The organism is Corallococcus sp. BB11-1 (genome assembly GCF_026626625.1).
Taxonomy (GTDB): domain Bacteria; phylum Myxococcota; class Myxococcia; order Myxococcales; family Myxococcaceae; genus Corallococcus; species Corallococcus soli.
Genome location: NZ_JAPNJY010000025.1, coordinates 1 through 25,778, shown reverse-complemented (window position 1 = coordinate 25,778; position 25,778 = coordinate 1). Strand labels below are relative to the sequence as shown.

Here is a 25,778-nt window from a genome sequence, read left to right as displayed (position 1 = left end):
CCGGTGGACCTCACGTCCGCGCGAATGTTTCGGACGCGGCGGAAAACCAACACCCGTGCACGGGTTGTGGTTTTCTGCCGGCCGGCCGGACCCAAGGAGCCCCCTGCGTGGCACACCGTCGAACCTGGAACCTCCCTGTCACCGTCCTCGCTGTCGCGCTGATGCTGCCGGGCCTCGCCCTGGCGCAGGCGGGCGGCACGTCGGTGTACCCGGCGCCCCAGCCGCCGCCCCCGCCCGCGCCGGGGATGTACGCGGCCCCGCCGCAGGAGACGCCTCCGTCCAGTGACGCGTATCCGCCGTCGCAGGCCGCCCCGTCGGACGGCTACGCGCAGCCGCAGTCCGCGCCTCCGTCCCAGTCGGCCCCGCCCAACGGGGGCTACGCGCAGCCGCAGTCCGCCTGGCCGGCGAACCCGGAGGACGCGAACCCTCCCCCGGACGACGCGCCGGTGCTCCCGCCGGAGCCGGACCGCCTGCGCACCGAGCCGCAGGCCCCGCTGACGGAGGGCCCTTCGGGCGTGCGCCAGGAGTCCACGTCGGACACCGCGAACGCGGCTTCCTACGTCCGTCCTCCGCCGGCGGACAACGGCGTGTGGCTGGATGGCCAGCGGCGCCGGGGCCCCTTCCTCTCCGGCCCCGGCAGCATGAAGTTCGTGGTGCACCACACGACGATGGGCGCGCTGGGCGGCTTCTTCACCCAGGCGTTCTCGAAGGACTTCGGCTTCGACCGCAGCTCGCGTGAGGCGATGCTCGCGGGCACGCTCATCGGCGCGGGCCTGGGCTTCGGCGCGTCCGCGTGGTGGCAGTTCAACAACTGGGTGGATGAGCCCATGGCGAACTTCAGCGTGGGCAACTCGCTGGTGGGCTCCATGTTCTTCGCGGGCTTCATGGACCTCATCACCCAGGATCCGGGCGTGCTGACGTGGTCCGCGTTCCTGGGCGCGGAGCTGGGCGCGTGGCTGACGGCGGGCATCGGCGGGGGACAGCTTCCCCTCAACGACGGCCTGCTGGTGGCCTCCGGCGCGGGCTGGGCGGCGGCGTACAGCGCGCTGCTGCTCGCCATCGTCCACTTCTCCGGCACGTCCATCTCCGGCAAGACGTGGAAGGACATGCTGCTCATCGCCCCGGGCGTGGGCGCGGGGGTGCTGGCGCTGGCGACCATGCGCTACAACCCGACGCCGTCCCAAATCCTGCGCGCGGACCTCTTCGGCGGCGGCGTGGGCGCGGCGGTGCTGCTCATCTCCGGGCTGGTGCTGGGCGGCTTCAACCAGTCCACCCCCTACGTGCTGTCCTTCCTGGGCTCCGCGGGCGCCATCGCCACGGTGAGCCTGCTGTGGGAGGAGAGCGTGGACCGCTCCGCGACGGTGCGACGCGGGCATTCCTCCAAGGACCGGCCGTACAAGAACGTCTGGTGGTAGACGGGCCGGAGGGCGGGCGGGCGGGCGTCATGGCACGGAGGGAAGGGCGGCATCACCTTCCCACCATCTATGGCGCGCGTCCTACCCTTCACGGCCCTCCTGGCTTCGCTGGATCGCTCCCTGGAGCCCGGCGACGGTCCTTCCCGCGGTAACGCGGCCCCGTGTCCGTCCCACGTGCGGCCCCTGCTGGAGGCGGCCAACCCCAGCGCGGAGCTGCGCCGCATGCGGGACGCGGGCACGCTGCTGAAGGACACCCGCCCCGCGCTCTACGTCGTGGAGCTGCATGGGCCCGCGGGCAAGTTCTCCGGACCGCCGCTGCGCTACCTGTTGTGCGCGCTGACGCCGGACGCGGTGCCGCCGCTGGAGCATGACCCGTACCGTCCGCGCGCCTGGGAGGTGGAGCCCGCCGTCACGCTGGTGGCGGATGACCACGGCGCCCTGCGCGCCCTGCTGGCCGAGGCCGCCGAGCGCGGCATCTCCGTCTGGAAGGGCGAATACGACGGCGCGCCGGTGACGCTGCTGCGCATTGAACCGTCGCCGGTGTCCAAGCGCCTGCAGGCGGTGCTGGACGAAGCGCCCATGCGGCCCCTGGCGGCCCTGAGCGAGCAGCATCAGACGCTGGCGGCGGTGGTGCCCCTGTCCGAGCCGGGCCTGGAGCTGTGCCCCATCCACCGGGCCCTCAAGGGCGTGACGACGTTCCAGGAGGACACCTTCCTCACGCTGGTGGCGGCCTATGCGCGCGTGACGGACCTGGACGCGCCCCTCACCACCGCGCAGGGCATGGCGACGGCGCGCGAGCGGCTGGCGACGCTGGTGCCCGGTCAGCACGCGGTGCTGCTGGTGCTGCCGGGAGGGCGGGGGAAGATCCTCCGCTTCCGGCAGGGCCTGGACCTGGCGCACCTGAAGGGCGCGCCGCGCAGCCCCACGCTGCGGAGCCTGGACCTGGCGCTGCTCAACGCGCTGGTGCTGCGCACGGTGCTGGGCATCCAGGAGCCGGAGGCCTCCGGGCACCCCCAGGTGTACCCGGTGCACGGCCTGGAGGCGCTGGTGCAGGGCGTGGAGTCCGGCATGTTCCAGGCGGGCTTCGCGCTCAACCCGCCGCCCGTGTGGGAGGTGCGCGCGGTGATGGAGGCCCAGGCCACGCTGCCGCCGCGCACCCTGCGCGTGGAGCCGCGCGTGCCCGCGGGCCTGCTCTTCCTGGATCCGGAAGCCTGACGCTCCCGTGCGGGCGCTGACCGGAACCCCGCAGGACTGGCCCCGGCGCGTACGGCTGGAGTTGCAGGCGGGCCCCGGGGAGACGCTGGACGCCATCTGCGGGGGCGAGGTGCAGGTGCTCCAGCGCAGGGCGGGCTACCGCTTCACGTTGGACCCCGTGCTGCTGGCGCACTTCGCCGTCTTCGAGGCGGGCGCGCACCGGGGGAGGCTGGTGGACCTGGGCACCGGGTGCGGCATCATCCCGCTGGTGCTGGCGCGGCGGCTGGGGCGCACGGACATCACCGCGCTGGAGCTGCAGCCGGGGCTGTTCTCCCTGGCCGAGCGCAACGTGTACCTCAACCGCAGCGAGGGCGCCGTGACGCTGGTGCAGGGCGACCTGCGGCGGGCGGAGGAGATGTTCCCCGCGAGCAGCTTCGGCCACGTGCTGTGCAATCCGCCGTACCGCGCGCGCACGGCGGGCCAGCGCAACCTGTCGCTGGAGAAGGCGCTGGCGCGGCACGAGCTGGCCTGCGAGCTGCCGGACGTGGTGCGGGCGGCGGCCTACCTGCTGGTGCCCCGGGGCGGGCTGTGCATGGTGTATCCGGCGTCGCGCTTCGGGGAACTCGTGTCGGTGCTGCGCACGGTGCAACTGGAGCCGCGCACGGTGCGCATGGTGCATCCGCGCGCGGACCGGCCCGCGAAGCTGGTGCTGCTGCACGCGGTGAAGGGCGGCAGGGCGGACCTCACGGTGCTGCCCTCGCTCGTCGTCCACTCCGAGGACGAACACGCTTTCACCGATGAAGTCAGCGCGATGGTGGGCTGAGCGGAAAATGACAGACATGGCTCAGCGACGCGGCCCGGAGTCGTGATGGCCGGAATGCGCTGGCCCTGGCGTGTTCCGCGCCTCTCGTCCTGACGGTTCCGGCGTAGAGTCCCGCCCCGGGCTTGGACCGGGAGCCCGGTGGCTCTTCCGAAAGCAGGCTGTGATGCGCGTGGACATCCACCGTTGGGTGACGCTTGCGCTGGTGCTCTTCGTCGCCCCGGCCCTGGCCCAGACGCAGGCGGACCGGCTCTATGTGGGGTACGGCGTCGCCGGGGGCGGCACGCTGGATGCCGGCCGGACCCGGGTGGACACGCGGCGGCAACTGGACCTGCGCGTTCCGCTGCCGCCCATCGTCCTGGGCCGCACGTACCTGTTGCCCTCGCTGGGCTACGAGCTGAAGTGGCTGGGCGCGCAGGTGCCGCCTCCGGGCCTCTCCGGGGAGGGCGACGACGAGCTGGGGCGGCGCTACCACCGCATCCAGTTGGGGCTGACGCTCGTCCGTCCCATCGTGCCTCGCTGGATGGTCATCGCCGGCGTCATGGGCAGCACCCGCACGGACTTCCGGTCCTCCTTCGACCTGGCCCTGGACACCTCGTGGGTGGCCTTCGCCATGGTCAACCATCAGTTGGGGGTGGAGCCCGGCTTCTCGGTGACGTTCGGCGTGGTGGCGCTGTGGCCCTTCGACCTGCTCCCCGTGCTGCCCATGGCCAGCGTGAACTACCGCCGGGGCCCCTGGATCCTGGAGGTGGGCCTGCCCAGGAGCACCCTGCTGCACAAGCTGGGTGACACCGTGGAGCTGGGGCTCGTGGCCGGCTTCGAGCAGCAGGTGCTCCGCACCCGCTTTGAGCCGGAGGCCCGGATTCCGGGCGCGTTCTACCTGCGCGAGACGCTCATCCGCGTCGCGCCCACCGTCAACGTCCACCTGGGCCAGGACGTGTGGCTGAGCACCGCGGTGGGCCTGACGCTGATCAACGACTTCGCGCTGCTGGACCGCCAGCGCGACAACCTGAACCTCCCCGGGCTTGGGGCAGGGCCCGCCCCCTATGCCCGGGTGGTGCTCGGCTGGCGCCCCCCGCTCGGCCGTCCGAAGGCGCGCGCGACGCGCTGATGGCCAGCAGGGGACCGCGGCCGCGCTACGGCGTGGGCGGCGGGGCCTCCGCCGTCTTGCGCTCCTCGCGGCACCAGGCGAGCTGCTGCTGGATGGCCTCCAGCGGCACCGCCAGCTCCAGCTTGAAGGACGTGCCGTCCGGCCGCACCTTCGCGAAGTCCAGCATCTGCGCCAGGTCCGTCTTGCCCTCGGACTGGGCCTTCATCCGCGCCATGGACAGCGCGCCGCCCAGCGACTTGCCCAGGTCGGTCATCTTCTCCGCGTCCATGCCGCGCACGTTGGCCACCATGGCCACATCGCCGCTCGTGTCCAGGTGCAGCTCCACGTTCTGCGCCACGTCCACCAGCCGCCGCGCCAGCTCCTGCTGATCCGGCCCCAGCAGCTTCGCCAGCTGCTGCACCGCGAGCACCCCGTACATCTCCCCGTAGGTGCTGTTCTCGTCGATGAGCGGCGGCCCTTCCTCCGTCCCGCGCCCGTCCATGCGATCCAACACCGTCTTCACCTCGTCCGGTGAGCTGCCCACCACCAGCATCCGGTCGTTCCAGGTGCCCACCGCGTTGTCCATGCGCCCCCGCCGCGTGCCGCCGTCCGGCAGGGCCATGGCCATGTCGCCCGGCTCGTACACGCGCGCGCCCGGCCCATGGTCCGACGACACGCGCTCGCCCAGCAGCTCCTGGTAGTGCGCCTTGCTGAAGTCGCCGGAGAGGATGAGCCCCTCGTCGGTGATGACCACCCGGTCCAGGTCCTGGAACGGATCCACGCCGCTCATCGCCTTGAACTGCTCCAGGTTCTTGCCGCCGTCGCGCATCAGGCAGGCCATCAGCAGCTCCCCCAGCGGCGAGTGCCGCAGGGCGTTGGCCTCGAAGACCACCGCCGTGCGCCCCGGGCCACGCGGCAGCGCCGCGAGCAGCGGATCGCGCGGCTTCGCGGGCGCCTGCGCCACGCCCGCGTCCGGCGCGGGCATCACCCAGGTGCGGCGCTTCTCCGCGCGCGCGAAGTCCGTGCCGCTCATGCGCGAGGGGAACTTCACCTCCGGGGCAGGAGCGCTGAGCTCATCCCCCTGGCCCGTGAACATCATCACCGCGGCCACCGCGAACAGCAGCAGGGCCCCGCCCAGCCACACCCACCTGCGCCTGCGCGAATCCATGCTCAGTAATCCTTTCCTTCGAAGTGCCAGAAGCCCACCGCGAGCGCTCCCAGGCCGAACACCATCACCCCGCCCAGCAACATCCCCAGCGAACCCTGCTGGAGCGGCGTGCTGCTCGCGAGGTCCGCCGCCCCCACGGCCAGCGCCGACAGCCGGGGCAGCACCAGCGTCACCGCGTCGAACGACGCGCGGCCCACCCCGGCCTCCAGGTAGCGCGACACGTCCGCGCGGAACCCCGCCAGGATGCCGCCCACCAGCAGCACGAAGCCCGCCGCGGAGCACAGGGCCGCGCTGCGCACCAGCGTCGCCGTGGTGAGCATCACCGCGTACACCGCCGCGAACCCCACGCACGCCAGGCCCCCGGCCACCAGCGGCCCCGTCGTCCAGTACCCCGTCTTCACCCCGAAGATGAGCGTGAGGCCTCCCGACGCGTACACCGTGCCGCCCACCGCCAGCGTCATCACGCCCAGGAAGGTGCCCGCCAGCAGGTGCCAGCGCTGGAGGGGGAGGGCGAGCAGGTGCTCGATGCGCCCGGGCGACAGCAGGCCCGGGGCGAAGTCCGAACACGCCACGATGCCGAAGAGGATGCCGCCGTAGAACACCAGGTAGGTCGCCGCGCGGAAGATGGGCCGCAGCGCCACGTCCACGGACATGATGTGGGAGCGCACCTCCGCGCCGAAGAGCCGCGACGCCGCGAGCGCCCCGTCCACCACCTCCAGCTTGAGGCTGAGCGCCACCGTGGCCAGCACCAGGGTGAGCCCCACCATGAACGCCATGATGAACTTGCGCGACGCCGCCTCGCGCAGCACGTACCCCGCGATGACGAAGACCGGATTCATGCCGCCACCCCCGGGCCGCCCACCGCGCCCAGCAACACCGCCTCCAGGTCCGCGCCCTCGCGCCGCAGCTCCATCAGCAGCGCCCCGGACGCGCGCGCCTTGTCCAACGCCGCGTTGAGCACCGTCACGTCCGCCGCGTCCACCACGTGCATCCCTTCCGTTGAAGGCGTGAAGCCCGCGGCCGTCAGCGCGGAGGCCTCCGCGCCAGGCGCGAAGCGCACGCGCCACCGCGCACCGCCGCGCCCCAGGTCCTCCAGCCGGCCCTCGCGCAGCACGCGCCCGTCCGCGAGGATGGCCACCCTGTCACACACCCGCTCGGTCTCCGCCAGCAGGTGCGAGTTGAGGAACAGCGTCACGCCCCGGCGCACCTCCTCCTGGAGGATGCGGCGCACCTCCAGCCGGCCCATGGGATCGATGCCGTCCGTGGGCTCGTCCAGCACCAGCAGCGCCGGGTCCCCCAGGAGCGCCGCCGCCAGCCCCAGCCGCTGCCGCATGCCCTTGGAGTAGCCGCCAATGCGGCGGTCCACCGCGTCCGAAAGCCCCACGCGCTCCAGCAGCCGCAGCAGCGCCGCGGGCTCCGGCTTCAGCCCCTTGAGCCGGGCCACGGTGGCCAGGAACGCGGGGGACTTCCAGGTGCCCGGCAGGTGCAGCCGCTCCGGCAGGTAGCCGATGCGCGCGCGGATGGCGGGATCCTCCGGGGAGCCGCCCAGCACGCGCACCGTGCCCGCGGTGGGCCGCACGATGCCGAGCACGCTCTTGATGAAGGTCGTCTTGCCCGCGCCGTTGGGCCCGATGAGCCCGAACGCGCTGCCCGCCGGGACGAGCAGGTCCATGCCCCTGAGGGCCTCATGGCCGCCCCGGCCGAACGCCCGGTGATAGGTTTTTCGCAGGCCCTGCACTTCAAGGGCGGGAGGAGGAGTTGTCACGGTCGCGACTGTAGACGACCCACGCGGGCGACGATTGCCTCGACTCCGGAGCGGCACCGCACTTTGGGGAGGGGCGAGCGGGCCTGAAACTTTCCATCCCCCCGCGTTCCTGCATTCGCGCCATGGGAAGGGCTTTGCGCACCCTCGCGGGCCGTGGCGCGTCGCGACACCCCGTCGTTTCGGGGCATTGCGTTTCTGGGAGCTCCAACGGTGCCGCTGGTCCGGCCCCTGCAATGCCAGCAGGGACACGCGGTACTCACGCGACACAGGCAGGAGACACGGGCATGACGTGGGCAAACGGGGCCGAGCAGCAGCTTCAGGACGCGCGTCGCGAACTGGAGGCGGCGGAGCGGGAGCTGGCGAGCGGGACCGAGGCGGCGCGGGTTCGCTATGCCCGGGCGCTCTATGAGGCGGACCTGGCCCACCGGCGGGCCGACCGCATGGCGCGCGACAGCCGCCGCCAGCAGCTGAGCTGGCGCCCCGTCGCCGGCTGAGCAGGCAGGTGCGGCGCGCGGAAGGGGTGAAGCGCGGGGCCGGGCGGTTTATACCGGCGACCCATGGCCCACCCCGTCCACCGCCCCCGCCGGCTGCGCCGCTCCGCGGCCCTCCGTGACATGGTCCGAGAGACGCGTCTCTCGCCCACGGACTTCATCTACCCGCTGTTCGTCGTCGAAGGCCGGGACATCCGCCGCCCCGTGTCCTCCATGCCGGGCGTCTTCAACCTGTCGGTGGAGCACGCCGTCCAGGAGGCGAAGCTCGCGAAGTCCCTGGGCGTGCCGTCCGTCATCCTCTTCGGCATCCCGGACCACAAGGACGCGGAAGGCACGCAGGCCTACGCGCGCGACGGCATCGTCCAGCGCGCCATCCGGGAGATCAAGGCGGCGGTGCCGGAGCTCCAGGTCATCGCGGACGTGTGCCTGTGCGAATACACCGACCACGGCCACTGCGGCGTGCTGGACGGTCAGCACGTGGCCAATGACGCCACGCTGCCCCTGCTCGCGCAGATGGCCGTCACCTGCGCGCAGGCGGGCGCGGACATCGTCGCCCCGTCGGACATGATGGACGGCCGCATCGGCGCCATCCGCAAGGCGCTGGACGAGGTGAAGCTCACCGACACGCCCATCATGGCGTACTCGGCCAAGTACGCCTCCGGCTTCTATGGCCCCTTCCGGGAGGCCGCGCAGAGCACGATGAAGTTCGGCGACCGGCGCGGCTACCAGATGGACCCGGGCAACGTGCGCGAGGCCCTCCGCGAGACGGCGCTGGACGTGGAGGAGGGCGCCGACTTCATCATGGTGAAGCCCGCCCTGTCGTACCTGGACGTCATCCGCGCGCTGCGCGAGAACTTCGACCTCCCGCTCGCCGCGTACAACGTCTCCGGCGAGTACGCGATGCTCAAGGCCGCCGGCCAGAACGGGTGGCTGGACTACGAGCGCGTGATGTTGGAGGTCCTCACATCCATCAAGCGCGCCGGGGCCGACCTGGTCATCACCTACCACGCCCTGGAAGCGGCCAAACTCCTCTAGGCAACACCCCGGGCGCGCCCGCGCGGCGGAGGGCTTGATTGGCTCCGCCGCTTGCGCCCAAATGGTTCCCACACGATGCCCACCCAGAAGAAGCGGCCCGGACGCAGAACCGCGAAGCCTCCGCCTCGACGCGCCCCCGCCACCCGCAAGGGTGCGCGCGCGGGCAAGCGCCCCGGCCGTGGCCGCGCCCCCGTGGTGCGTGAGCCCGGCCCGTTGCAGTACAAAGTGGTGGAGCTGTCCACGGTGGACGAGGGCGCGCTGGAGCGCACCTTGAACGAGTGGACCTCCAAGGGCTGGAACCTGGACGGCGTGCAGTTCGCGATGCGCGAATCCTCCAAGCGTCCGGCCATGGCGTTCGTCTTCTTCACACGGGAAGGCGAGGCCGCGCAGCACGACGAGGCCGGCGCGCGCGAGCGGCTGCAGCGGTTGTCCGAAACGGGCAGCCCCACCGCGCGGCTCGCGGCCGAATACGGAAGCCACGCCGACGAGCAATCCCAGACGGTGGTGCCCTTCGTCCACCCGCTGTCCGCGCACGAGCGGCTGGCGCGGCTGGCGGGGCTGGACGAACCGGAAGCCCGCGAAGAGGGCCTCACGCTGGAGCCGGAAGCGTGAGCGCCGCTCCCGAACGCAGCCTGATGGCCACGGACCGGGGTGGCGGGCGGGTGCTGCGGCTGGTGCAGGAGGACGCGGGGCCGGACTCGCCGTACCCGAAGGCGTCCCTGCTCCTGCGCCTGGGCGCGCGCGTGGTGGACTGCCTGACGGCCTGGGGGCTCTACGTCGTGTGCGGCGCGGCGGGCGCGGTGGTGGCGCTGCTGTTCCTGCTGCTCGCGGACGGGATGCTCCAGGGGCAGAGCGTGGGCAAGCGCATCTTCGGCGTGAAGGTGATGCACCTGCCCACGCGGTCCGCGGCGCGGCACCGGGACAGCACGCTGCGCAACGCGCCGCTCGCGCTGGTGGTGCTGCTGGGGATGATGCCCGCGCCGCACGGCCTGGTGGCCGCGGCGGCGGGCTTCGTGGTGATTGGCGGCGTGGAGGCGTGGCGGGTGCTGCGCGATCCCCTGGGCCTGCGGCTGGGAGACACCTGGGCGCAGACGCAGGTGGTGGACGGGAAGGTTGTGGCGGGCGCGACGGTTGCTGCCCGCACGCCGGTGGCGGCGGCACGCGCTCCGGGCCGGTTGATGTCCGCGGCGAAGGTGCGCCGCGCCAGGGGCGTTCAGGAAAGGGATACGGAGTAAGCCATGCGCATCGCGCTGACGTACAACCTGCGGCTGTCGGACACGGAAGAAGAGGCGGAGTTCGACACGCAGGAGACGGTGAACACGCTGGCGGGGGCCATCGAGCGACTCGGGCACCGCCTGGAGCGCTTCGAGGTGAGCGGTCCCGCGTCGCGCACCGTGGCCCGCCTGGAGGCCTACAGCCCCGACCTCATCTTCAACACGGCCGAGGGCCGCCGGGGCCGCTTCCGCGAGGCGTTCTACCCCGCGCTCTTCGACGAGCTGGGGTTCGCGTACACGGGCTCGGACGCGTACGCGCTGGCGCTGACGCTGGACAAGCAGCTCACCAAGCTCATCCTCTCCAAGCACGGCATCCGCACGCCGGGCTGGCAGTACGTGGAGAAGCTCAGCGAGCTGACGGCGGAGAACCTGCACTTCCCCGTCATCGTGAAGCCCAACTTCGAAGGCTCCTCCAAGGGCATCACCCAGGACTCCGTCGCGGAGACGCTGGAGCAGGTGCGTGAGAAGGTGGCCAGGGCGCTGGAGAAGTACCCGGCGGGCGTGCTGGTGGAGGAGTACATCCGCGGGCGCGACCTCACGGTGCCGTTCCTGGCCGCGGTGGACAACGACTACGACGGCGTGCTCGCGCCGGTGGAGTACGTCATCGACCCGGAGGTCTCCGCCGGGCGCAAGTACGCCATCTACGACTACGACTTGAAGACGCGGCGCGAGAAGGCCGTCAGCGTGCGCGCCCCGGCGGACATCCCCCCGAAGATGGCGGAGGACGTGCGCAAGATGGCGCAGAAGATCTTCCAGGTGCTGGACTGCCGCGACCTGGGGCGCCTGGACTTCCGCCTCTCCGACGCGGGCGTGCCGTACTTCCTGGAGATCAACGCGCTGCCCAGCCTGGAGCCGGGCGCGGGCATCTACTCCGCGGCGGAGCTGGAGGGCCTGCACCTGGACGGGGTCATCAACTCCATCATCCAGAGCGCGGCCAAGCGCTACAAGATCCGCGACTCCTCGCGGCGCCAGGGCAAGCCCGCGCGCAAGTCGGGGCCGCTGCGGGTGGGCTTCGCCTTCAACGTGAAGCGCGTGAAGCCCAGCGCCACGGCCACGGGGGAGGCGGTGGAGGACAGCGAGGCGGAGTACGACTCGCCCAACACGCTCCAGGCCATCCGGGAGGCCATCGCGTCGTGGGGCCATGAGGTCATCGACCTGGAGGCCACGGCGGAGCTGCCCACGGTGCTCTCCAGCACGCCGTTGGACATCGTCTTCAACATCGCGGAGGGCTTCAAGGGACGCAATCGCGAGAGCCAGGTGCCCGCGATGCTGGAGCTGCTGGACATCCCGTACACCGGCTCCGACCCGGCGACGCTGTCGCTGGCGCTGGACAAGGCGCTGGCGAAGAAGATCGTCCGTCAGGCCGGCATCCTCACGCCCAACTTCCAGCTGATGGTCACGGGGAAGGAGCGGCTGAACAAGGAGTTCACCAGCTTCCCGCTCATCGTGAAGCCGGTGGCGGAGGGCAGCTCCAAGGGCGTCGTCACCAAGAGCGTCTGCTACTCCGAGACGGAGCTGCGCGACGTGGTGAAGGAGATCGCCGGCAAGTACCAGCAGCCCGCGCTGATTGAAGAGTACATCGGCGGCCGTGAGTTCACGGTGGGCCTGCTGGGCGAGCGTCGCCCGCGCGTGCTGCCGCCCATGGAGATCGTCTTCCTGGACAAGGCGGAGAAGAACCCCGTCTACAGCTTCCAGCACAAGCTGGATTGGACGGATCGCATCCGCTACGACGTGCCCGCGAAGCTGGAGCCGTCGCTCCTGGAGAAGCTGCGCACGGCGGCGCGCAACTCGTTCATGGCGCTGGGGTGCCGCGACGTGGCGCGCATCGACTTCCGCATGGATGACAAGGGGCGCATCTACTTCATCGAGTGCAACCCGCTGCCCGGCCTCACGCCCGGCTGGAGCGACCTGGTGCTCATCGCGCAGGGCTCCGGCATGGACTACCGGACGCTGATTGGCGAGATCATGGCGCCGGCCATCCGCCGCTACAAGGAGCGCGAGGCGCGCCGGGCCCAGACGGAGCACCCGCCCGGTCCCACGCCACCACTCAACAAGGTGGTCCAGCGCATCGAAGAGCAGACCGCGCAGGCCAACGCCGCGGCCGCCGCGACAGCCGCCGCCGCCGCGGCCGCCCCCCAGCCGAATGGCAATGGCGGCACGACGCCCGGTGAGCCCCAGCCAGGGCGTCCGGAGCTGAAGTCCTGAGCCGCTGATGCGAGGGTGAGGGCAGGGGGCTCAAACCCTCCCTGCCTTTCCCTCGGCCCGGCTCAACCCTGGTCGAGGGCCTGCGCACGCGCACCTCGCGGCCCGGCTTCGCGTGATGCGCAGCAGCTCACGCGGGCGCGAAGCCGCCGTGGAAGGTGGGGGGCAGGGCGTGGTCGAAGTGGCACCGCGCCACGGGCCCGTCCTCCAGCCTCCGCGCGTCCAGCACCGCGACGTGGGACGCGTCCGCCTTCGCGTCGTAGACCTGCGTGAGCACCCAGCCGTCGTCCTCCGCGCTGGCGCCGGGGCGGGGGACGAAGACAGGCTCGGAGGGGTACTGCCCCTCGCCCATCACGGCCTGGGTCATGCGGCCCGTCCCCACGTCGTAGCGCATCACCGAATCGAACAGCCCCCGCCGGGCCTCCTGGGTGGAGTGCCCGCCCAGGTACAGCGTCTGGTGCGCCCGGCCCACCACGCCGGGGGCCACGCGGGGGAACTCGCAGCTCACATCCGAAAGACGCTCGGTGCGGAAGGTGCCTGCCTTCACGTCCACCATGGCCCGGTGCAGCCTCCCCCGGGCCTCCAGCTCGGTGCCGCCGCGCATCAGGTCCCCCAGCCACTGGTTCGTCGTGAAGTCGGGGTAGTGCACGTAGTCCACCACCAGCGTGTCGCCCTGCTCGTGCGCGTTGGCGAAGTGCCAGAGGTAGAAGGCCTCCGCGGGGATGCGCACCGGGTGCGCCACGTCGTCGATGGGGACCACCAGCACCTGCGTGCCCGCGTCCGGCTTCCACCGCAGGTTGTCCGAATACGAGCCCAGCCGCAGCAGCATGCGGAAGATGTTGAGCCGCAGCGGGGCCAGGAAGAAGACGAGGTAGCGGTCCGTGGCGATGAAGTCGTGCACCATCGTCGCGCCCGGCAGCGTCACGGCGCCCATCCGCCGCGCCTTGCCCCCGTCCGGCAGCGCGTACAACTCCGCCGTCGTCTCCCGGCCGTACTGGATGCCGAAGTTGTAGGACGTCTTGCGCGACGGCACGCGGTGCGGGTGCGCGGAGAAGCTGCCCACCACCACGCCCTCCAGGTCCGACTCGCCCACGGTGGACAGGTCGTCCATGGACACCTCCACCGGCTTGTCCGCCTCGAAGAGCGCGTACAGCTTGCCGTTCCACGCCATCACCGACGTGTTGGCGGAGTTCTTCTGCGCATTGCGCAGCTTGTGCCACAGCGGCGTGGGCGTGCCGTAGGCGCCGTAGCGCGGGGCCTTCGCCGCGCGCTCGGCCACCATGCCGGGCGTGTCCAGCAGCCGCGCGGCGCCCGTCACGCCCTCCGGCCCGAAGCGCACGCCCAGCATCCCGCCGTCCCCGTCGAACCAGTGCTGGTAGGGCTGGCCGTGGACCTCGAACGTCCACGGCCCCACCCGGTACAGCGACCCCCGGAGCCCTTCGGGCACCTGACCCTCCACCCGCAGCGGCTCGAAGCCGTGCTGGCGGGGAAGCGTGCGGAAGGCCCGGTGCCAGCCCGGAGCCGGAGAGGACGTCGTCTGCTTCATCGCGGTCGTCATGGTGGAGCCCCTCTTCTTCTTGGTGCGTGCCCAAAGCTGGGGACACCCCCGTGCCCCTTCAGCATGTAGACACGGTAAACATTGCATGTTGTCGCTGTCAACATGGATGTTGACGCTGGCAACTTCGGGCCCTGGAGGGCTAGTTTCCGGACGGGGCGCGCGGCAGGAGGCACGGACGGTGGCGACGCGGAGCAAGCGGACCTTGAAGGCGACGCCGGCGGAGAAGCCCTACCACCACGGGGACCTGCGCCAGGCGCTGGTGGACGCGGCGGTGGTGCTCATCACCGAGGAGGGCTTCGGGGCGCTGTCGCTCCGGGAGGTGGCCCGGCGGGCGGGCGTCACGCACGCGGCGCCCTACCGGCACTTCGCGGACAAGGAGGCGCTGCTGGAGGCGGTGGCGCGCGAGGGCTTCCGCACCATGGGGCGGGAGATGCGCGAGCGCATGGACTCCGCGCCGGACGGCCCGCTGGAGCAGCTGTGCGCCGCGGGCGTGGCCTACGTGCTCTTCGCGGTGCGCCACCCGCCGCACTTCCGGGTGATGTTCGGGCCGCACTTCCAGCACCCCCTGAAGCCGGAGGCGGGCCCGGAGGCAGGGCCGAATGCGTTCACGTTGCTGGTGGACTGCATCGCTTCCGGCCAGGCGGCGGGCCTGCTGCGGGGCGGGGATGCGCGGGCCCTGACGCTCACCGCGTGGTCGCTGGTGCATGGGCTCGCGTCGCTGTTCGTGGACCGGCAGTTGGAGGAGGCCGTCCAGGGGCTGGAGGCCGCGGAGGCGCTCGCCGTCGTGCAGACGCGCCTGCTGATCACCGGCCTTGCGCGCGCGGGCGCGGACGGAAACAGCGACGGTCGGTAGGGACGCGGGGTTGACCGTCGGGGATTGTCGGGTACGGTCGGCGCCATGGTGCGGATACCGGAAGAAACGGGGCCGAGGGTCCGGGCGCGGGAGCTGGGACTCCCGCTGGGGCGCTTCAAGCCGGGAAAGTTCAACGCGATCACCGACGTGGAGGGGGTGCTCGTGGGGCACTCCACCATCATCCAGGGCGAGGGCCCCCTGCGGCCTGGCCACGGCCCGGTGCGCACCGGCGTCACCGCCATCCTGCCCAACCTGGGCAACATCTTCATGGACCGCATGAGCGGGGGCGGCTTCGTGCTCAACGGCGCGGGCGAAGTCTCCGGCATGACGCAGCTCATGGAGTGGGGGCTCATCGAAACGCCCATCCTGCTCACCAACACCATGGCGGTGGGCGCGGTGTCCGACGGCGTGGCCCGCTACCTGGTGCAGCGCTACCCGGGCATCGGCGACGAGCACGACGTCATCATCCCCGTGGTGGGCGAGTGCGACGATTCATGGCTCAACGACATCTCCGGACGCCACGTGCGCCAGGAGCACGTCCTGGAGGCCATCAACAACGCGGCCACCGGCCCGGTGCGCGAGGGCAACGTCGGCGGCGGCACCGGCATGGTGACGTGCGACTTCAAGGGCGGCATCGGCACGTCGTCGCGCAAGCTGCCGGAGGTGCTGGGCGGCTACACGCTGGGCGTGCTGGTGATGTCCAACTTCGGCAAGATGCACAACCTGCGCGTGGGCGGCCTGCCGGTGGGCGAGGTGCTGGCGGAGAAGTTCAAGAACACCCCCCACCGGGGCAAGTCCTACGGCTCCATCATCGCCGTGGTCGCCACCGACGCCCCCCTCCTGAGCCACCAGATCAACCGCCTCTGCAAGCGCGTGGGCCTGGGCATCGGGCGGGTGGGCAGCTACGCGGCGCACGGCTCCGGGGAGATCGTGGTGGGCTTCTCCACCGCGAACATCATCCCGCGGCGCACGCAGAAGATGGTCTACAAGATGAAGATCCTCCTGGATCAGCGCCTGGACCCCCTCTACGAGGCGGTGATGGAGGCCACCGAGGAGGCCATCCTCAACGCCATGTGCATGGCCACGCCGATGACGGGCGTGAACGACAACTACTCCCCCGCGCTGCCCCTGGACGAGGTCCGCCGCTTCGTGGACGCCTGCCGGCCCATCTTCGCCTCGGTGAAGAAGCGCCCCCACCAGACGAGCGCGCCGGCCTCCAAGGAGCGCCCCAGCGACGAGGACCGGGAGGGGGAGGTGACGGTGTCGTCCGCCCTGCCCACCAACGTGCGCGGCGCGGAGGGCATCCCATTCCCCACCCGGCCCGCCCCGAACGAACCCGGGCCGGAAGCCGACCGGGAAGGGCCTCTCATGCCGGATTCCCGGGGAAATGTCCCCCCGGGCCCCGACGACCCCGAGGGTTCCTCTTCCGGGAGCCCGTAGGCTTCTGATAGGTAAGCCCCCCTTTACTCCATTCCGGAGCCCCAGGAGCCACCCACATGGCCAACAGCAAGAGCAAGCACCGCCGCGTGCAGATGAAGATCCGCCAGCACTGGCGGAAGCGGATCAAGAAGCAGAAGGAAGCCGCCAAGGCCGCCGCCGCCACCGAAGGCAAGAAGAAGTAGTCATCGCCCTGGGCGCCGCTCCCGGCGGCCCTGGCTCACCGCCGGGTCGCCGTGAAGGGGCGCGTCAAGGGCGCGCTGTCGTCTCTCCGTGAGCGTCCGCCGTGGAAGCCCCCTGACGGGCTCCGGCGCGCAAACGTCCACTAGTCGGGGGTGGGAATCCCCGTGGGGGTGGAGCAGGCTTCCGGGCGGGAAATTCCGTTCCTAGGTTGCGTGCGGTGGCTCTGGGGGACGGGGTGGGGCGGTGACGGCGGGCGATACGAAGCGGTGGTCCAATTTCATCTTCGCGGGGCTCTTCGCCGTCGCGTTGATCCTGTTTTCGCGCATCTTGCTGCCGTTCATGATGCCGGTGCTGCTGGGCGGCTTCCTGGTCGTCCTGTTCATGCCCATCCAGGACGCCTTGAGTCACCGGCTCCCGGGGCGCAAGTCCCTGACGGCCGGCCTGTCCACGCTGGCGGTGTTCCTGCTCATCCTGGCGCCCCTGGCGCTCGTGGGCTGGATGGTGGCCCGCGAAATCCTCCAGTTCGTCGGCCAGGCGCAGGACCTGTTGGATCAGGTGGACCTGCGCCACCACCTGCTGGAGTCGCTGCCCCGGGGCCTGAGCCGCTACGTGCACTTCGACCCGGAGAGCTCGGAGACGGAGCGCCTGTTGATGACGGTGGTGTCCGGCAGCGCGGGCCTGCTCGCGGACGTGGTGGGCGCCGGCACGGAGCTGCTCGTCAACATGTTCCTGATGACGGTGGCCATGTACTACTTCTTCCTGGACGGCCGCCGGCTGGTGAACGAGGTGGCGAAGCTGCTGCCGCTGGAGCGCCGCTACTTCGACGCCTTCTCCCACGAGTTCACCGACGTCGCGTACGCCATCATCTACGGCAACACCATCACCGCGCTGGTGCAGGGCGCGGTGGGCTTCCTGGGCCTGCTCATCGCCGGGGTGCCGCATGCGGGCGTCTGGGGCGCGGCCATGGTGCTGGTGGCGCTGGTGCCGGTGGGCGGCACGGCGCTCGTCTGGGGCCCCATCGGCGTCATCCTCATCGCGGCGAACCGGGTGAGCGAAGGGGTGTTCCTGCTCGCCTGGGGCACCTTCCTGGTGGGCAGCATCGACAACGTCATCCGGCCCCGGCTGTGCGGCTCGCGCATGGCGCTGCACCCGCTGCTCGTCTTCCTGTCCATGTTCGGCGGGCTGGCGGTGTTCGGGATGATGGGCTTGCTGGTGGGCCCGCTCATCGCGTCCATCTTCATGGCCATGGTGCGCATCTACCGTCGTGACTTCCTGGGTCGGACGCAGGAGGCGCAGCCGGCGCGGCAGGAGGACTCCTCGCCGTCGCTGTCCCTGGAGCCCTCCCAGGTGCCCTCCGCGGCGAGCGTCGGTCATGCGATGAACGCCTGAGCGCCACGCCTGGACTTCGCCCCCGGGCTGGGTGAACCTGCCCGGGCATGACGACCACCGGAAGCGCGAGGGTCCCTTCGGGGCTGCTGTGGACCCTGGCCCTCGTCGGAGCCCTGACGGCCCCGACCGCGGCGGCCTCTGAATCGCGGGCGTTGACCTCCTTCCCGTCCGGCCCGGCCCGGGCCCCGGCGTCCCTGTCGCTGCGGCTGGACTCGGGGAACGGCAAGCGCATGGAGCCGGAGGTAGGCGCGCCCACCTGGCTGCGGCTGAACCTGGCGCTGACCGCGACGTGGCGGCGCTACTGCGCGCGGCCCGGTGTCGAGGGGTGCGGCGCGTTCGAGCGGCTCCCGGAGGACGAGCAGGTGGGCGACACGAGCGACTTCTCCTCGCCGCGGCCGTACCTGGGGCTGGCGCTGGAGCTGGAGGTCCTCCCCCTGGCGCGGAGCGATTCGTCGGCCCTGCGCGGCCTGGGGCTGCAACTGGGGGCGCAGCGGGGCTACTCCTCGTCGGACGTGACGCTCACCGGGGACGGAGGCCAGACGCCGGTGCGCGAGGTGTCCGCCACCGACACGGCCTTCACCGCGCAGGCGCTGTACCGCTTCTACTTCCGCTTCGGCACCACGCGGCCCCAGCAGGGCTACGTGGGCGCGCGCGCGGGGCTCCAGACGCGCGCCTTCGACGTGGAGGAGGCGGTGGACAACCCGCTGACCGGCACGCACCGCGTGTTCCCGTCGGTGGCGGTGGACCTGTCGGTGCCGCTCTTCAGCTCCGTGCGCCTGGACGCGTCCGGTGGGTTGCTGCTGTCGCCGAAGCCGGGGCGCTCGCCGGAGGCGGACGGTGGGCGGCGGGCGCAGGAGATCAGCGACTTCGGCACGTCGGTGTCCAGCTTCGGCTGGAGCGCGGAGCTGGGCGCGTCAGGGGACGTCTGGGGTCCGTTCGGCTACGAGGTGGCCTTCCGCCTGGCGCACTTCCGGGACCGCTTCTCCGGCGCGGGCACGCGCACGGGGTGGACGCAGGGTGGAGTCGCCGAGGAGACGTACTCCAGCCTGCACGTCGGCTTGACCGCGACCTACTGACATCCAGGCTGTCAGGCGTGGAACACCTCCCCGGTGGGCAGGTGTCTCGCGCCGCCGGGATGCCTACCCCTTGCCCCCACGGTCCAGTCCGGGCCGTACCCAAGGGGGGCTTGTCCCGGTGCGAGCAACGCGATGGCTGAAGCGCGGTCTTCTGGGTGTGGCCTGCCTGGGGCTGGTGGCGTGTGGCGGCGGTGACGCGCAGCCGCTTCCGGACCCCCGACCCGACGAGAACCCCTCCGGGGCCGCCACCGACGGGGGCACCTTGCCCCAGGCCGACGCGGGCCTGCCGGATGCCGGGGCTGGCGCGCAGGATGCGGGCACGGGGGCGCCGGACGCGGGGCCCATCTCCCAGGTGTGCGGGCCCACGGCGGGCGACACGCGCTGGGTGCTGGAGGGGGAGGCCCTCACCGCGCAGGTGCGGTGCGCGACGGCCCACACGTCGCCCGCGCTGCGCTTCGGGGTGAAGAACCTGCCGCCGGGCGCGACCTTCGACGAGGCCACCGCGACGCTGCGCTGGACGCCCGCGCTGGACCAGGGCGCGGTGTGGATGCTCACGCTGGAGGAGCGCACCACCGGCGAGACGGGCACGCTGAAGGTGGGCGTGGCCGACAACCACGCGGCGCCGGGCAGGGTCGAGATCCAAAAACCCGAGGCCTACACGGAGGAGTACGGCCTGCCGGTGGTGCACCTGTTCTTCAACAAGGACATCGGCCTCACCGCCGGCGAGTACCGGCCCGCGGAGGTCGTCTACCGGGGACACCGCTACACGATGGAGGCGAAGTACCGCGGGGCCACCTCCAGCGTGTTCCCCAAGCGCAGCATGACGTTCAAGTTCGCGGAGGACGACCTGTTCTCGGAGCCCGTCTTCGGTGACGGCTTCAAGGATCGCAAGCGGGTGGTGTTGATCACCAACTTCAATGACAACTCCTACCTGCGCTCGCGGCTCGCGTTCGACCTGTGGAGCAGGTTGTCTCCGGGGGCCGTGCGCATCCGCACCTTCAGCGTGGTGGTGTACGCGAACAATGCCTACCGGGGCCTCTACACGGCCGCGGACCACGTGGACAAGCGCCTGATGGGGTGGAACGGCATCGACAAGGACGCCGACCTCTTCAAGGCGGTGGACGCCAACGCCAACTTCTCCCGCGTCCGCCGCGACGGCCAGCCCAAGGCGCACCTGCACGAGGGGCTGGAGAAGGACGAAGGCACCCCCGAGGAGGGACAGGCCCACGCGTTCGACACGGTGGACGCCTTCGTCGCCTGGGTCGCGGACTCCAGCCCGGAGGCCTTCCGCCAGGAGTTCGGCACGAAGGTCCGCGCGCGCGACTACGAGGACTGGTGGATCTTCAATACGCTCATCCTGGGCAATGACTCACAGGCGAAGAACTCCTACCACGCCTATGATCCGGTGGCGGGCGGCCCGTGGCGCTTCATCCCCTGGGACCTGGATGCGAGCTTCGGGCAGAACTACGACACCACGCGCACCAGCGCCACGACGCGCAGCACCTACGCGTCCGACAACCTCCTCTTCAAGCGGATGCTCGCGGAGCCCGCGCTCGCCACGCCCCTGCGGGAGCGCTACGGCCAGGCGCTGAAGAACGAGGTGAGCGAGGCCGCGGTGCAGGCGCTCATCGACCAGTACGTGGCGGAGATGGGCCCCAACGCCCAGCGCAACGAGGCGCGCTGGGGCACCGAGTACCGGGAGTTCGGGAAGATGGGCACCATCGGCCACGGCAACTTCCCCCTGTGGCACATGCGCCAGGACTTCACGACGCACGCCCAGGAGGTGGACTACCTGCGCCAGTGGGTCCACACGCGCTGGACGGCGTTCCAGACGCAGCTGCCCTGACTCAGCGGGCGTCGGCCCTCTTGAAGCGCAGCTTCTTGAGGGCCTCGAACTTCGCCCGGTCCCTGGGCGGCGTGGTGGCCACCAGCCCGTCGAGCATGCGCTTCGAGCTCTGGTAGATCTCCTCGACGGCCACGTCGAAGGCGTCCGTGTTCTGCTTGGACGGCTTGCGCGTGCCGGCGATCTTCCGGACGAACTGGAGCGCCGCCGCGCGGACGTCGTCGTCGGTGGCGGGGGGCGCGAAGTTGAACAGGGGCTTGATGTTCCGGCACATGCGCCAAGTCTAGACCGCCCGTGGCGCTTCCCGCCTGCGTCCGTGCCTGACGCGGCCGCTTGCTGGCATGACGCGCGGCCGGGGTGCCGCCTCCGGGCGTGAGCGGCCTTTCCAGGCGACCGTCTCCCACGGGACACCCGGCCTCCACCTTGCACAAGGGGCCTCTCCTCTCCGGGAGGAACCCCCCATGACCGCCGCGAAGCCCTTCACCCAGGGCATCCTCATCTGCCCGACGACCCACATCGACTGGGATTGGATCTACACGTTCGACCAGTACTACGCCTCCAACAATCAGGCGCAGGGCTCCAGCAACGGTCGCGACACGGTCCAGAACATCTTCAACGCCGCTGGCGCGCTCTTCGCGAAGAAGATCGGCTTCACGTTCTCCGTGACGGAGGTGGGCTACCTCCAGCGCTACGCGCGGGACAACCCGGCGGGCATCGCGGCCTTCGCCGCGGCAGGGGATGCCTTCTGTCTGATGGGCGGCGGCATCACCTCTCCGGACAACCTCGTCTGCGACGGCGAGCTCTTCATCCGCAACTATCTGGTGGGGCGGGCGTGGGCGAAGGCGGTCGGGCTGTCGGGGAACCTGTACGACTCCGCGTGGCTGCCGGACGACTTCGGACATGATCCACAGCTCCCGGTGGTGCTGAGCGCCATGGGCCTCATCACGGCCGGGCTCTCCCGGGTGCCAGGGTCTCCGCAGGGCTCTCCCTGTGCCGCGCCCATTGATCCGCCGGGCCCCTCCATCGCGGCGCAGCTGAACGCCAGCGGCCTCGTCTTCCAATGGCAGGCGGGAGATGGCTCGAACATCACCGCGCTCTACATGCCCGACACCTACGGCACGGTGGGCTATCTGAGCCTTTCAGGTGCCGCCAGCAATGCCCAGACGGTGAACAGCTTCGTGCAGACCTACAAGACGGGCTGGCCGAACAACCTCCGCTTCATCCCGGTGGGGGTCGACTTCGCCACGCCCTCCATCACGACCCTGTCGGGACAGCCGCTCAACTGGGTGGACGTGACGAACAGCTACAACAGCACCTACGGCAACGACAACGGTGTCCCGGGGACGACGGGGACCTGGAAGACATACATGGAAGCCGTGCTCCAGGCGGGTGGCACGCTCCCCGTGAATGCGCCGCTCAACGCGCAGAACTACTGGACGGGCTACTTCGCCAGCCGCCCCGCGCTGAAGACGAACCAGTACGCGGCGGCGCGCGCGCTGATGTCCGCGGAGTTCATCAGCGCGCTCCTCCGCACGAGCGGCGCCTATGCGTCCTCCGCCCTGGATGCCCTCGACGCCTCCATCTGGAACGGTTGGGAGGTGCTCGCCCCCAGCTCGCATCACGACTTCGTGACGGGGACCTCCCCGGACTCCACCTACTACGGCGAACAGCTGCCGCTCAGCCAGCAGGGCAGGGCGGTGGCCACGGCCACCTTGAGCCAGGCGATGGAGCTGCTGGCGCAGGGGATTGCCGCGACCCAGGACGAGGGGTTCCCCGTCGTCGTCTGCAACACGCTCGGCTTCGAGCGGGCCCAGGGTCGGCTGGCGGAGGTGGCCTTCCCGGCGGGAGATGACCGCGCGAGCCTCGTGCGGAGCGCGAGGACAAGTCGGGGCACAGTGCCCATCCAGCGGTCCGCGGAAGGGAACATCCTGGTGATGACCGCCCCTCCGAGCGCGGGCTACGAGACGGTCTACCTCTCCACCCTGCCCATCCCCGGCCCCATCGTCCCCCCGCCCCAGCCCATCGGGGACACGGTGACGCTCTCGAACGAGCTGATCAGCGCGACCCTCTCCCAGGCGAACGGGTGGGGCATCAGCCAGTTCTCATACAAGGTGGATGGCCAGACACACAGCCTGTTCCCGAACGGCGCCATTGGCAACCAGCTCCGGTTCTACGACGACACCGGCAACATCTATCAGTTTGGCAATGAGCCGATCAGCTGCTCGGGCACGCATCCCAACCATGGGGTGTTCAGCCAGAGCACCTCGGCGAACTTCGTGGGGGGCGAGGCCCGGTGGCTGGAGCAGGGGCCCCTGCGCTCCCGCTTGCAGGCGGTGGTGACGGAGCAGCACAGCGGCCACACCTTCACGCTCGAATACTCGCTGGTGGCGGGAGAGCGGTTCCTCCGGATGCGGCTGACGGGGGCCTCGCCCTCCAACATGTCGGTCGTGGTGGCGTTCCCCATGGTGAACGCCAGCGGTGCCACGCCCCAGACGCTCAGTTATGGCACGCCCCATCTCCAGCAGGACGTCCTGCCGGTGCCGAACTGGCCGGGGACGACCTTCGTCGCCACCCATGACTATGTGATTCCCTGCCTCCAGCAGGCGAGCCAGCCGATGGGCGGCATCTACCACCACGGCATCCCGGCCTGGACGCTGGACAGCGAGGGTGTCCTGCTCGGCGTCGTGCTGCGCAACACGCCCGCTGGTGGACGGGGCGCGTCGGGCAGCGACTCCGGCACCCATCTCCAGGAGTACGTGCTGGCGCCCCCGGCGTACGTCGGGGGCAGTCCCCAGATGGTCACGCCCTTGAAGGACGCCCTGTCGGTCACGACACGGCTGGAGGCGCGGCTCATCACGGGACGGGAGGCGCAGGGCGCCGCGTTGGCGGAGACGGCCTCGCTGGGCCGGGTGACGGCGACGAACGCCGGGACGCCCGTGGAGCAGCAGGACGTGATGATCCGCGTGGCGCGGGTGCAGGCGCCGGGCGCCCAAGGGGGCTACCCCACGGGCTGCGGAACGACGAGCGGAGCGATTCCCAGCAGCCTCGTGCTGCGCACCGAGAAGCGCAACAGCGACGCCACCCAGCTCACGGTGCAGCTCCCCTTCCTGGGCAAGGCCGGTACGGCGGAGACGCAGGCGGTCACCGCGCTCGAAGCGCCGCTGACGGCACTGACCGCCGTGCCGCCCAGGACGCAGACCGTGACGGTCGACTCACCCCACGCCCTGGCCTCCCTGCGGATCGCGTGGTGCAAGACCTGGGGAGGCTGAGCTCCAACCCCTCACGAGGCTGGAGAAGAGGTGTGGCGCCCGATCCCGCGCGGATGACCCTCAAGGCCATCCTTCAACGGACTCGAGCCCGGCGCGGGCGGTGACGGACGCCACCGCCCGTGCCGGTCCTGCTGGGACTACTGGACGGTGTACGACACCGTTCCGCTACAGGTCCCGCCGGAGTAGCAGCCGGCGCGGATCTGGTAGGTGGCCGCCGTCGTGGCCTTGAAGCTCACGTAGGACAGCGTGCCGCAGGCGTCGTCGTTCGAGGCCACCTGGGTGGCGCCGTTGTACAGGCGCAGGTACGTGTCACCCGTGCCGGAGGAGCCCGGCACCGTGCAGGTGCCGAACTTGAGGGTCTGCCCGGCGGCCAGGGTGACGTTGCGGTTGACGGTGTTCTGGTTGGCGCTGTTGGTGTTGGAGGCGGTGAAGGTGAACGTCACCGGCGTCGGGGGCGGCGGGTAGCCCGCGCACAGGCGCGTGCTGGTCGCCACCGCGCAGTACTCGTCGATGGCCGGCCGCACGTAGGTGATGTCCTCGCCGCGGCAGCCCGTCTCCGTGCAGGTGTTGACGACGCTGCAGCTCCCGCTGGTCTTGTAGTCGGTCTCGCCGCGCACCAGGATGCCGGCCACGGTGTAGCCGTTGTTCTCGTACACGCCCGAGCCCGAGTTGCCGCCGAACGTGTCCGTGGTGGCCACGAAGTAGTCCAGCGTGCCCGAGCGCGCGTCACGCACCGAGCCGCCCGAGTCGATCTTGAAGGGAATGCCGCTGCCCGAACCGATGACCGTCACGTTGGTGCCCGCGGCCAGCGCGGCGCCGCCCGCGCGAATGGGGGCGGGCGTGAAGCGCGGGGCGGCCGGTCGGTCCAGCCGGACGACGGCGAAGTCCAGGTTGCGCCCGCCCACCGTGGACTGCTGGCGCGTGACGATCGACTGGCAGGAGAAGATGTCCGCGGTCGTCACCGTCTGCAGGGTGCCGGCGGCGGTGCGGTAGAAGTTGAAGACGAAGCGCGTGCTGCTGCAGGCGGCCGCGCTGGTGATGCAGTGGCCCGCCGTGAGCACCAGGTCGTCGTCGATGAGCGTGCCGGAGCAGAAGGCAGGGGTCGGGTCGTCCAGGAAGCGCTCGGAGGTGCAGAGGTTGTACGCGGAGCGCAGCGTGGACGCGTTGAAGGTGACGTTGTTGGGGTTGGTCGTGTTGAAGTCCGACGGGTTCATCAGCGCGACGGTGGACTGCTGAGCGCGGGCGCGCAGCGTGGCGTTCGCGTGCGCGTACACGTCCGTGCGGTTGTCGGTTCCATAGACGACGGGCTGCTTCTCCTCACCCATGGGAGCGTTGGCGGTGGGCTCGGCCTCCGGGGCCGGGCCGCAGGCGGCGAGCGAGAGGGTACACAGCAGCGTTCCGAGCAGCGTCCTACAGCCGGAAGTCCGGGGGATTCGCATGTGCTGAACACTCCTTGAGGGTGATCACCGCTCGCGAGGGGAGCGAGCGGTGGACCGCATGCTCGCGCCAACCATGCACTCTCCGCAACGTGTCCTTAACGCGGAGTCACAGTGAACCCGGGAACCCCTTCAGGCCCGAGAGGAAATGAAACACGCGGCGCAGTGAAGGGAGTGCACAATTCCTGCGACAGTGGACTCCGCTCCCAGTTCCGGGAACGGCGCGCCGCCACGAGGGGTGGCGGACCGGGTGGACACGGACGGCATGACGGGCGCGGAG

At 70.9% G+C, this 25,778-nt stretch carries 21 protein-coding genes and 1 pseudogene; 16 read left to right on the top strand and 6 right to left on the bottom strand.

Features of this window, described 5'->3' with window-relative positions; genetic code table 11:
• Positions 1 to 107: 107 nt before the first annotated feature.
• From OV207_RS20060 to OV207_RS20045, 4 genes are all read left to right on the top strand, one after another.
• A complete protein-coding gene (locus tag OV207_RS20060) occupies positions 108 to 1,415 on the top strand; it encodes a hypothetical protein (protein ID WP_267556737.1) in 1,308 nt (435 codons plus the stop codon).
• Between the two features lie 69 nt (positions 1,416 to 1,484).
• Complete coding sequence (locus OV207_RS20055) at positions 1,485 to 2,630, top strand: DUF1015 family protein (protein ID WP_267556736.1); 1,146 nt, start codon at positions 1,485 to 1,487, stop codon at positions 2,628 to 2,630.
• Positions 2,631 to 2,637: 7 nt separating this feature from the next.
• Positions 2,638 to 3,432: a tRNA1(Val) (adenine(37)-N6)-methyltransferase gene (locus tag OV207_RS20050; RefSeq protein ID WP_267556735.1), complete on the top strand. Its 795-nt coding sequence runs from the start codon at positions 2,638 to 2,640 to the stop codon at positions 3,430 to 3,432.
• A 163-nt stretch (positions 3,433 to 3,595) separates the two neighbouring features.
• Entirely contained in the window at positions 3,596 to 4,540 is a 945-nt protein-coding gene (locus OV207_RS20045; RefSeq protein ID WP_193348632.1) for a DUF6268 family outer membrane beta-barrel protein, read from the top strand.
• A 25-nt stretch (positions 4,541 to 4,565) separates the two neighbouring features.
• On the opposite strand, the gene OV207_RS20040 is transcribed toward OV207_RS20045, so the two are convergent.
• Genes OV207_RS20040 through OV207_RS20030 form a run of 3 tightly spaced genes read right to left on the bottom strand, consistent with a single transcriptional unit; the run spans position 4,566 to position 7,359 of the window.
• Complete coding sequence (locus OV207_RS20040) at positions 4,566 to 5,687, bottom strand: hypothetical protein (protein ID WP_267556732.1); 1,122 nt, start codon at positions 5,685 to 5,687, stop codon at positions 4,566 to 4,568.
• A 2-nt stretch (positions 5,688 to 5,689) separates the two neighbouring features.
• Entirely contained in the window at positions 5,690 to 6,526 is an 837-nt protein-coding gene (locus tag OV207_RS20035) for a hypothetical protein (RefSeq protein WP_267556731.1), read from the bottom strand.
• A complete protein-coding gene (locus OV207_RS20030) occupies positions 6,523 to 7,359 on the bottom strand; it encodes an ABC transporter ATP-binding protein (RefSeq protein WP_267556730.1) in 837 nt (278 codons plus the stop codon). The genes OV207_RS20035 and OV207_RS20030 overlap by 4 nt, the downstream gene beginning before the upstream one ends.
• Positions 7,360 to 7,736: 377 nt before the next feature.
• Between OV207_RS20030 and OV207_RS20025 the strand changes: the two genes are divergently transcribed.
• The 5 genes and pseudogenes from OV207_RS20025 (at position 7,737) to OV207_RS20005 (ending at position 12,457) form a co-directional block, all read left to right on the top strand.
• The gene (locus OV207_RS20025; protein WP_193348635.1) at positions 7,737 to 7,946 is read left to right on the top strand and encodes a hypothetical protein; all 210 of its coding nucleotides are present in this window, start codon (positions 7,737 to 7,739) and stop codon (positions 7,944 to 7,946) included.
• A gap of 63 nt (positions 7,947 to 8,009) precedes the next feature.
• The gene (gene hemB / locus OV207_RS20020) at positions 8,010 to 8,978 is read left to right on the top strand and encodes a porphobilinogen synthase (protein WP_267556729.1); all 969 of its coding nucleotides are present in this window, start codon (positions 8,010 to 8,012) and stop codon (positions 8,976 to 8,978) included.
• 75 nt (positions 8,979 to 9,053) lie between these two features.
• Complete coding sequence (locus OV207_RS20015; protein ID WP_267556728.1) at positions 9,054 to 9,590, top strand: hypothetical protein; 537 nt, start codon at positions 9,054 to 9,056, stop codon at positions 9,588 to 9,590.
• Positions 9,591 to 9,613: 23 nt separating this feature from the next.
• Positions 9,614 to 10,232, top strand: a pseudogene (locus OV207_RS20010) (RDD family protein).
• Positions 10,217 to 12,457, top strand: a complete 2,241-nt coding sequence (locus OV207_RS20005; protein WP_267556727.1) for a D-alanine--D-alanine ligase family protein — start codon at positions 10,217 to 10,219, stop codon at positions 12,455 to 12,457. The pseudogene OV207_RS20010 and the gene OV207_RS20005 overlap by 16 nt, the downstream one beginning before the upstream one ends.
• 127 nt (positions 12,458 to 12,584) lie before the next feature.
• Here the strand turns inward: OV207_RS20005 and OV207_RS20000 are convergent, their stop codons facing one another.
• Complete coding sequence (locus tag OV207_RS20000) at positions 12,585 to 14,012, bottom strand: carotenoid oxygenase family protein (protein WP_267556726.1); 1,428 nt, start codon at positions 14,010 to 14,012, stop codon at positions 12,585 to 12,587.
• 178 nt (positions 14,013 to 14,190) lie between these two features.
• On the opposite strand from OV207_RS20000, the gene OV207_RS19995 reads away from it, so the two are divergent.
• The 6 genes from OV207_RS19995 to OV207_RS19970 all read left to right on the top strand — a co-directional run bounded on the left by OV207_RS19995 (position 14,191) and on the right by OV207_RS19970 (position 20,796).
• Positions 14,191 to 14,865, top strand: a complete 675-nt coding sequence (locus tag OV207_RS19995; RefSeq protein WP_267556725.1) for a TetR/AcrR family transcriptional regulator — start codon at positions 14,191 to 14,193, stop codon at positions 14,863 to 14,865.
• 45 nt (positions 14,866 to 14,910) lie between these two features.
• Entirely contained in the window at positions 14,911 to 16,305 is a 1,395-nt protein-coding gene (locus OV207_RS19990) for a P1 family peptidase (RefSeq protein ID WP_193348981.1), read from the top strand.
• Positions 16,306 to 16,361: 56 nt separating this feature from the next.
• A complete protein-coding gene (locus OV207_RS19985) occupies positions 16,362 to 16,487 on the top strand; it encodes an aminopeptidase (RefSeq protein ID WP_193348640.1) in 126 nt (41 codons plus the stop codon).
• Between the two features lie 241 nt (positions 16,488 to 16,728).
• Positions 16,729 to 17,874 (top strand): AI-2E family transporter, encoded by a 1,146-nt coding sequence (locus OV207_RS19980; RefSeq protein WP_193348641.1) that lies wholly within the window; start codon positions 16,729 to 16,731, stop codon positions 17,872 to 17,874.
• A 47-nt stretch (positions 17,875 to 17,921) separates the two neighbouring features.
• Positions 17,922 to 18,950 (top strand): hypothetical protein, encoded by a 1,029-nt coding sequence (locus tag OV207_RS19975; RefSeq protein WP_193348642.1) that lies wholly within the window; start codon positions 17,922 to 17,924, stop codon positions 18,948 to 18,950.
• Between the two features lie 118 nt (positions 18,951 to 19,068).
• Positions 19,069 to 20,796 (top strand): CotH kinase family protein, encoded by a 1,728-nt coding sequence (locus OV207_RS19970; protein WP_267556724.1) that lies wholly within the window; start codon positions 19,069 to 19,071, stop codon positions 20,794 to 20,796.
• 1 nt (position 20,797) lies between these two features.
• Here OV207_RS19970 and OV207_RS19965 read toward each other — a convergent pair whose 3' ends face one another.
• Complete coding sequence (locus tag OV207_RS19965) at positions 20,798 to 21,067, bottom strand: DUF2277 domain-containing protein (protein WP_267556723.1); 270 nt, start codon at positions 21,065 to 21,067, stop codon at positions 20,798 to 20,800.
• Between the two features lie 187 nt (positions 21,068 to 21,254).
• Between OV207_RS19965 and OV207_RS19960 the strand changes: the two genes are divergently transcribed.
• Positions 21,255 to 24,062, top strand: coding sequence for a hypothetical protein (locus OV207_RS19960; protein WP_267556722.1), 2,808 nt, complete (start codon positions 21,255 to 21,257; stop codon positions 24,060 to 24,062).
• 137 nt (positions 24,063 to 24,199) lie between these two features.
• Here OV207_RS19960 and OV207_RS19955 read toward each other — a convergent pair whose 3' ends face one another.
• The gene (locus tag OV207_RS19955) at positions 24,200 to 25,501 is read right to left on the bottom strand and encodes a trypsin-like serine peptidase (protein ID WP_267556721.1); all 1,302 of its coding nucleotides are present in this window, start codon (positions 25,499 to 25,501) and stop codon (positions 24,200 to 24,202) included.
• Positions 25,502 to 25,778: the final 277 nt, after the last annotated feature.

Coding starts and splice junctions, on each gene's coding strand:
- OV207_RS20055 (WP_267556736.1), top strand. CDS start 1,485: ATGGCGCGCGTCCTACCCTTCACGGCCCTCCTGGCTTCGCTGGATCGC.
- OV207_RS20045 (WP_193348632.1), top strand. CDS start 3,596: ATGCGCGTGGACATCCACCGTTGGGTGACGCTTGCGCTGGTGCTCTTC.
- OV207_RS20040 (WP_267556732.1), bottom strand. CDS start 5,687: ATGGATTCGCGCAGGCGCAGGTGGGTGTGGCTGGGCGGGGCCCTGCTG.
- OV207_RS20035 (WP_267556731.1), bottom strand. CDS start 6,526: ATGAATCCGGTCTTCGTCATCGCGGGGTACGTGCTGCGCGAGGCGGCG.
- OV207_RS20030 (WP_267556730.1), bottom strand. CDS start 7,359: ATGGACCTGCTCGTCCCGGCGGGCAGCGCGTTCGGGCTCATCGGGCCC.
- OV207_RS20025 (WP_193348635.1), top strand. CDS start 7,737: ATGACGTGGGCAAACGGGGCCGAGCAGCAGCTTCAGGACGCGCGTCGC.
- hemB (WP_267556729.1), top strand. CDS start 8,010: ATGGCCCACCCCGTCCACCGCCCCCGCCGGCTGCGCCGCTCCGCGGCC.
- OV207_RS20015 (WP_267556728.1), top strand. CDS start 9,054: ATGCCCACCCAGAAGAAGCGGCCCGGACGCAGAACCGCGAAGCCTCCG.
- OV207_RS20005 (WP_267556727.1), top strand. CDS start 10,217: ATGCGCATCGCGCTGACGTACAACCTGCGGCTGTCGGACACGGAAGAA.
- OV207_RS20000 (WP_267556726.1), bottom strand. CDS start 14,012: ATGACGACCGCGATGAAGCAGACGACGTCCTCTCCGGCTCCGGGCTGG.
- OV207_RS19990 (WP_193348981.1), top strand. CDS start 14,911: ATGGTGCGGATACCGGAAGAAACGGGGCCGAGGGTCCGGGCGCGGGAG.
- OV207_RS19985 (WP_193348640.1), top strand. CDS start 16,362: ATGGCCAACAGCAAGAGCAAGCACCGCCGCGTGCAGATGAAGATCCGC.
- OV207_RS19975 (WP_193348642.1), top strand. CDS start 17,922: ATGACGACCACCGGAAGCGCGAGGGTCCCTTCGGGGCTGCTGTGGACC.
- OV207_RS19965 (WP_267556723.1), bottom strand. CDS start 21,067: ATGTGCCGGAACATCAAGCCCCTGTTCAACTTCGCGCCCCCCGCCACC.
- OV207_RS19960 (WP_267556722.1), top strand. CDS start 21,255: ATGACCGCCGCGAAGCCCTTCACCCAGGGCATCCTCATCTGCCCGACG.
- OV207_RS19955 (WP_267556721.1), bottom strand. CDS start 25,501: ATGCGAATCCCCCGGACTTCCGGCTGTAGGACGCTGCTCGGAACGCTG.